Genomic DNA, 6,000 nt, shown 5'->3' with positions numbered 1-6,000 from the left:
TCCTAATTGAATGTACTATAATTCCGTCGCTGCTTCAACCCTCGGTTTTAGTCCTGGACAATGCGGCGTTTCATCGACCCCACAGGGTAACGGAGTTAATGGAGCAGGCCGGTCATCGAGTGTTATTTCTGCCGCCTTATTCTCCAGACTTCAATCCGATTGAAGGGGATTTTGCGGCCCTCAAGAAGAAGCGAGCCTATGAGTCAGACGAGACATCCCTGGATGAGCTGGTGGCATCGTACCAGCCCCAAGCAGGTAGACTGTCTCGTTCTTATTTGAAATGACTATAATTTTTGTGGATATTTTAAATCTTTTGTCTTGGAAGAATTAGAAAATATTGCAATTTCAATTGATTTTTTGAAAATCGGTCATTTCTTCTAAATTTCGCATCTTATTCGACCTTTGTATAAATTAATTCCACCCAAGAATGAAAATCAAAAGATATTTTCAATCACCCTGAAGACATTTCTTTAAACAAGAAGCCTATTGCTTGAAATTATCATTAAAAGCCATGATTATGAAGCACCAAGCGCTCTTCACGGAATCTTCGTCTAGAGATCACTTAATCTTTAAACCGATTTTTCAAAGTGTGATCTAAGATGTAACTCAAGAACCTAAACGTTGGGTGCTAGACCTCTCCACTACTGCGGAAAAATTGTCACTATGAAACGCTTCCAACAAATTGCTAGCACCCTGGCTCTTGCCCTAGTTCCTGCTCTGATTGCCACCCAGCCCGCACAGGCTGCCAACCTGGTTAAAAACGGCAGCTTTGAAGTGACCCCAGGCGCTCCCCTCAACGGCGGCTGGCGGACTTTTTCAGAAATTGAGGGCTGGTCTGCAACCAAGGGCGGCAAAATTGAGGTGCAAGCCGGGGTAGCCGGGAAAGCCTACGACGGCAAAAACCTGGTGGAACTCGACAGCCACTTCTACGACAGCAAAGCATCCGAGCTGGGCCTGTTCCAAGACATCGTGACCAAAGCAGGAAAGACCTATGAACTTTCCTTTGTTTACTCAGCTCGTCCGGGAATTGCAAACAACTGGAAAGGCGGCAAAGACCAAAATGCCTTCTCCGTTTTGTTTGGTTCCAGCTTCAACCAAGTTTTCAATGCGGGTAACGGCGGCAGTCAAACCAACTGGCTTAACAGCGGCCCTCTGTTGGTGAAGGCGGTGTCTGATCTAACGCGCTTGCAGTTCAACTACCTGGGCACGCGGGACACCTACGGAGCCTACATTGATAATGTCAGCTTGACGGAAGTGGCCTCGACCCCTGAGCCGGTTAGCTTGCTGGGTCTGTTGGCTGTGGGGACGGCGGTTGGTGTGGCTGCGAAAAAGCGCCAGCACGCGATCGACTAAATCGCGATTGCTAAGGGCTGCCGTTTTGGCTACTTTTTGACAATTGTTCATGCTTCGTTGAGGGCGATCGCTTGGAAATCAGGCGATCGCCCTTGTTTTGTTCATGTCCCCATGGCGGCTGAAGATTTGCTTTGAAGATCTCCCGTGAATGGCAGAATTGCCTAATACGAGGATGGCTGGAGAGCCAGAGCTGATTCACCCGGTGGGGTAAGCCATTGGCGGCTGGCTCCGCTGTTGTTGTTAAGTCCCTGATTACTGGAATTGAACGTTTTGCTATGACCCCTCCCTATTTGCGGCCGGCTCCTTGGTGGAATTGGTTGGGCCTGTTGGCTCTGGTGACGGCGGTGTTGTGGTTGTTGCGGGGGGTGGGGCTGTTGGGCTTTGTGCCGGGGATTGTGTTTGGTGTTTTGTTTTTGGCGATGGGGGTGTTGCTGCTGTTGGGCGTTTGGGGGGTGCGATCGCGCCGTTGGTAGTGGATGGCGGGCCGTCCCGTGGCAGCGCCCTATTGCAGGGGCAAGAAGATGGTCATCACTTCGCCGCGCTGGGGCCGTTGCCGGATGGTGAGTTTGCCCCCGATCGCCTGGAACAGGTTTTTGGTGACATGTAAATTCAAGCCAAAGCTGCCGGTTTCCGGTTGGAAGGTCAACAACTGCCCGATCGACTTCAGCGATTCCAGGCGGGTGGCCGCGCCCATTGCGTCGTAGCGCAATTGCACCTTCAGTTGGCTGCCGGCCGTTTCCGCTTCCATGTCGATGCGGCTACCGGCGGGCAGGGTGCGGGCCAGGTTTTCAATAATTTCCGCCAACATTCGATCGAGCAAGGTGGGGTCGCTGGCAACCGTGGGTAGTTTGTGCGGTAGCTTCACCGTCAGTTCCAAGTTGTGGCGGCTGGCCTGTTGTTGCCAACGGGGAATGCTGGATTGAAACACCTGGGCCAGGGGAATGGGCGTGAGGGACAGGTGGGCGCTGTTGCTGGTTTCCAGTTCAACGGCTTTGAAGATCAGGTCAAAGCGGTTGATTTGTTCAGTACATTCCCGATCGATTTTTTCGATATAGTTCACCGCCTTGTCCTGCAAATTTTGCTGGCGCATCAGCAGGCGGGTGAAGGTGCGGATCGTGGCCAGGGGCGTGCGGACGCTGTGGGCGAGGGCTTGCAAAAGCTCCAGGTCGATCGCGGGTTTGGCCGGTTGCGGCCGGGCTGAGGCCCGCAGGGGGCGACGGCGCGGCTCCGAATGGGCGGGGTTGCTGGGAGCTGGCAGGGCTTGCAGCAGGCGCTCTGTGAAGGCGCTGACGATCCGATAGCTGGGTTCCACCAAAGGAAACTGTTGAGCCAGGGCATCAAACGGCCCGAGCTGCTGCGGGGCGTTCAGTTGCACCCGGGCCCGCAAGGCTTGCCAGACGGCGGCGATCGCCTGAGGCTCAAAGGAGAAGCGAAAAACCAGTTGGCCGGTGGAGTCTTCTTGGAGTGAGAGGGCCAAGCTAAAGTCCCGCATTCGCACCACGCAAAAGGATTCTGCGGCCAGGGGATCCACCGGAGCTAGGCCGATCGCCCGTTCCGTCACTTCCGGGCAGGGTTCGCCCCCATCGGCGGAGGGCAACAGCCACAGGGATTGCCAAAGGTGGCTGCTGAATGTCCAGACCGAGAGGCGATCGAGCCAAGACCCCGTAAACAAGGGTAGGGGCCCCAACAGCACGACCCCTTGATCGATCGCTTCGGAGGGTAAGGCTTCCGCAAAGTCCGTGATGAAGGCCGCTTCGATCGCGTCGGCCGCTTCCATGGACTGGGCCATGATTTGGGCGATCGCCTTCGTGGCCCCCTGCCATTGGGCCTCGGCGGATAGGGTTCCTGGGCCCGCTCCGGGGGTAAGGGGAGCAAGCAGATGACCCACCGTTGGTAACACCCATCCATTCATAGTTGGTCGATCGATCCGTTGGCGATCGAGCGGGCGATCGCTCAGAGCAGGGGAGGGAAGCGGCATCGCGGGTTTGGGGTTCGCCGCAATCGTCGAGAGCGTCGTCACACGCGCTAGGGATTTAGACTTAGGGGATTTGCCTCAAGTGTATCGGCAAGGCCCCGGAGTCGCGCACCCCAAAACCGAACGTTGCGAGTCGCGATCGCCGCCATTGAGTTGGCCAACGCCCAATCGCTCCAGCACTTGAGCCAACACCAACGCAGTCCAATCAATATCCGCTTCCGTGGTGCTCTGGCCCAGGCTTAAGCGCAGGGCCGCTGTGGCTTCGGCGGGATCGTAGCCCATGGCCAACAGGGTGGGACTCGGGGTCAGGCTGCCGCTGCTACAGGCGGATCCAGAGCTGGCGGCAATGCCCGCTCGATCGAGCTGGCGCACCAAATCCCGACCACTGGGCAGGGGCAACCGTCCCCGTAAACAAAAGCTGACATGGTGGGGTAATCGATGGAGCCGATCGCCCGTGGGATGCAAAGCGGGCAAGGGAGCCAAGCGCTCAAACAAGCGATCGCGCAGTTGACCAAGCCGCTGAGCCTCCGTTTCCCAGGTTTGGGCCATGCGTTCCGCCGCCGCCCCAAAGGCCGCGATCGCCGGCAGGGCCTGAGTTCCCGATCGCCGCTTACTCTCCTGGCCACCGCCCAGCAACTGGGGAGCCAAATTAATCCCCGGCCGTGCCCACAGGGCCCCGGCCCCTTGAATGCCGTAGATCTTGTGGCTGGAGAGGGACAGCAAATCCACCGGCAGGGTTTGCAAATCCACCGCCACCCGGCCCACCGCCTGCACCGCGTCCGTGTGGAATAATGCGCCCGATCGCCGGGTAATCGTCCCCAACTCCGCGATCGGTTGCAGGGTTCCCACCTCGCTTTGGGCAAAAATAATCGACACCAGCACCGTTTCCGGGCGAATGGCCAAAGCCAAGTCTGAAGGATTCACCCGTCCGGCGCGATCGACCGGCAAGCGCGTAATCGCCCAGCCTTGGGCCTCCAGTCGCTCCAAGGTTCGCTCGATCGCCGAATGTTCCACCTGCGAGGAAATGATATGGCGCGGTTGGGTGAACCGCTGGGCCACCCCCAAGATCGCCAAATTGTCCGCCTCCGTGCCCCCCGAGGTGAAAATCACCCCCGTGGGATCCCCATTAATCAACGTCGCCACCTGCAACCGCGCCGTTTCCAGCACCATGGCCGAGCGATCGCCCCAACTATGAATGCTTGACGGATTTCCCCATAGTTCCGTCATCACCCGTTGGGCCGCCGCGATCGCCACATCACAGGGCGGCGTGGTGGCGCTGTGGTCTAGATAAATTTGCATGGGCAATCCATTGGCATCAAGGTTCAGGAATTTTGGCGCAGGAATTAAGGTTCAGGAATTTTGGTCTTTGGCCATTGAAGATGCAGTATTCAAGGTGCAGTCTTTAGGGTGCAGTATTCAAGGTGCAACATTGTCCATCGATTCTTCCGCCTCTCCTGCTGCGATCTCGATCGACAAAGAACCCAAAACCAAGCGATCGCTTAACTGAATCCATTGCTCCAGGCTCAGTTCTTCTGCCCGCGCCGTTTCAGGAATTGCCAGCTCAACCAAAGTATGACGCAACTGATCCAAATCCACGACGCTTTTTAGATTGTTGCGCAACATCTTGCGGCGACTGGCAAAGCCCAATTTCAACAACGTTTCAAAGCGCTTCACATTTTGCGGCGACTGCGGAAAAGGGCGGGGCTGAATTTTCACCACCGCTGAATCGACCTTAGGCGGCGGTGAAAAAGCCTTGGCTCCCACATCGCAAACCCAAGAGCAATCCGCTAAAAAGCGCGATCGAATCGAAAGGGCGCTGTAATGTTTGCTGCCCAAATTCGCCACCAACCGCAGGGCCACTTCCTTTTGCACCAACAGCACGATCGACTCAAAGGGTTGCGATCGCGGTTGGGCGATCGTCCCCAATAAATGCTCCAAAATTGGGCCCGTAATGTTATAGGGAATATTGGCCACCACCTTATTGGGATTTTGGAACTGGGGATTCGGAAAAGCCGCCAACTGTTCCGGCCAATCTAAAGTCAAAATGTCGCCCTGAAGCAGCAAGAAATTGTCCCGCTGCCCAAACTTTTTCACCAGCTCAGGACAAAGATCGCGATCTAACTCAACGGCAACCACTGCTCCCGCCTGATCCAGCAATTGCCGAGTCAAGACCCCCTGACCGGGGCCAATTTCCAAAACCCGATCCTTCGGGGTCAGTTCCGCCGCTGAAATAATTTTGGCAAGGGCTTTTTCACTTCTCAACCAATGTTGACCAAAGCGTTTCCGAGGTTTTGGCATGGCTTTGCTGCAATCTTTGCTCAGTGATCTGTACTCAGTAATTAATTCACTATTCAATCAGCATCAAAAATGGATTCATAATCCAATCAATGACCGATCGCACTTTTGAAAGAATGATCATGAAGAATAGGGGAATGTATGGATCTCATGATCGATCTATAGGATCCAATGAATCGAGAATCAGGAAATCATTGATCGGGGGTTAATTCATTGGGATTGATTCATCGGGTTGATTCATCGGGTTGATTCATCATTGAATCGCCAATCGATACGTCGTTAAAGGGGAGTGGATGGTTGATGAATCCCGGATCAACGCTGATCACTCGGGTCTTGCCAAGAAAAATGTGTCGCCTTTAACTTGTCTTGGTTCCAAA

The 6,000-nt window shown here is 55.1% G+C and carries 6 protein-coding genes; 3 read left to right on the top strand and 3 right to left on the bottom strand.

The window, feature by feature from the left end; translation table 11 throughout:
• From AMR42_RS10930 to AMR42_RS10920, 3 genes are all read left to right on the top strand, one after another.
• On the top strand, window positions 1-284 hold a 284-nt coding region (locus tag AMR42_RS10930), incomplete at its 5' end, for a transposase (protein ID WP_199858149.1).
• A 379-nt stretch (window positions 285-663) separates the two neighbouring features.
• Entirely contained in the window at window positions 664-1,353 is a 690-nt protein-coding gene (locus tag AMR42_RS10925; RefSeq protein ID WP_099533488.1) for a PEP-CTERM sorting domain-containing protein, read from the top strand.
• A 275-nt stretch (window positions 1,354-1,628) separates the two neighbouring features.
• Window positions 1,629-1,826 carry a hypothetical protein gene (locus tag AMR42_RS10920; RefSeq protein ID WP_099533487.1) on the top strand — a complete coding sequence of 66 codons (198 nt, stop codon included), beginning with the start codon at window positions 1,629-1,631 and terminating at the stop codon, window positions 1,824-1,826.
• A 29-nt stretch (window positions 1,827-1,855) separates the two neighbouring features.
• Here AMR42_RS10920 and AMR42_RS10915 read toward each other — a convergent pair whose 3' ends face one another.
• The 3 genes from AMR42_RS10915 to rsmA all read right to left on the bottom strand — a co-directional run bounded on the left by AMR42_RS10915 (window position 1,856) and on the right by rsmA (window position 5,626).
• A complete protein-coding gene (locus AMR42_RS10915; protein WP_143473029.1) occupies window positions 1,856-3,331 on the bottom strand; it encodes a sensor histidine kinase KdpD in 1,476 nt (491 codons plus the stop codon).
• 75 nt (window positions 3,332-3,406) lie between these two features.
• The gene (locus AMR42_RS10910) at window positions 3,407-4,627 is read right to left on the bottom strand and encodes a cysteine desulfurase family protein (RefSeq protein ID WP_099533485.1); all 1,221 of its coding nucleotides are present in this window, start codon (window positions 4,625-4,627) and stop codon (window positions 3,407-3,409) included.
• Between the two features lie 117 nt (window positions 4,628-4,744).
• Complete coding sequence (rsmA, locus tag AMR42_RS10905) at window positions 4,745-5,626, bottom strand: 16S rRNA (adenine(1518)-N(6)/adenine(1519)-N(6))-dimethyltransferase RsmA (RefSeq protein ID WP_099533484.1); 882 nt, start codon at window positions 5,624-5,626, stop codon at window positions 4,745-4,747.
• Window positions 5,627-6,000 lie beyond the last annotated feature (374 nt).

This window comes from Limnothrix sp. PR1529, assembly GCF_002742025.1.
Taxonomy (GTDB): Bacteria; Cyanobacteriota; Cyanobacteriia; order CACIAM-69d; family CACIAM-69d; genus CACIAM-69d.
The sequence above is the reverse complement of the archived record's forward strand: the minus strand, read 5'-3'. Positions and strand labels throughout refer to the sequence as shown.

Bases quoted from the DNA above. Each gene is read 5' to 3' on its own strand.
- AMR42_RS10925 (WP_099533488.1), top strand. From the start codon at position 664: ATGAAACGCTTCCAACAAATTGCTAGCACCCTGGCTCTTGCCCTAGTT.
- AMR42_RS10920 (WP_099533487.1), top strand. From the start codon at position 1,629: ATGACCCCTCCCTATTTGCGGCCGGCTCCTTGGTGGAATTGGTTGGGC.
- AMR42_RS10915 (WP_143473029.1), bottom strand. From the start codon at position 3,331: ATGCCGCTTCCCTCCCCTGCTCTGAGCGATCGCCCGCTCGATCGCCAA.
- AMR42_RS10910 (WP_099533485.1), bottom strand. From the start codon at position 4,627: ATGCAAATTTATCTAGACCACAGCGCCACCACGCCGCCCTGTGATGTG.
- rsmA (WP_099533484.1), bottom strand. From the start codon at position 5,626: ATGCCAAAACCTCGGAAACGCTTTGGTCAACATTGGTTGAGAAGTGAA.